A 279-nucleotide genomic window follows, 5' to 3' on the forward strand; every position below is an offset into this window, starting at 1 on the left:
TTGCAAAGCGAAACCGAGAATGCATATTACGTAAACGTAAGATTTTTGGGAGAGTTTCCATGGAAGAACTGATCGCACGCATCACCTCCAAAGTTGGCATCGATGCGGCAACGGCAGAAAAGGCAGTCGGCATGATCCTCGCCTTCCTGCAGAAGGAAGGTCCGGAGGCAGAAGTCCAGAAGCTTCTCGCAGCATTTCCGGGCGCTGAAGAAGCGATTTCGCAGGTCAAGGGCGGCGGCTTCCTGTCCGGTCTGATGGGCGGCGTGATGGGTCTGGGCT

1 protein-coding gene is annotated in these 279 nt (G+C 55.2%); it reads left to right on the plus strand.

Annotated elements, in window-relative coordinates; genetic code table 11:
* Nucleotides 1-59: 59 nt before the first annotated feature.
* Nucleotides 60-279, plus strand: a 220-nt coding sequence (locus SB719_RS19700; protein WP_412159672.1) for a hypothetical protein, incomplete at its 3' end; no start/stop codon positions are given.

It is taken from the genome of Pantoea sp. SIMBA_079 (genome assembly GCF_046940275.1).
Lineage (GTDB): Bacteria > Pseudomonadota > Gammaproteobacteria > Enterobacterales > Enterobacteriaceae > Pantoea > Pantoea borealis.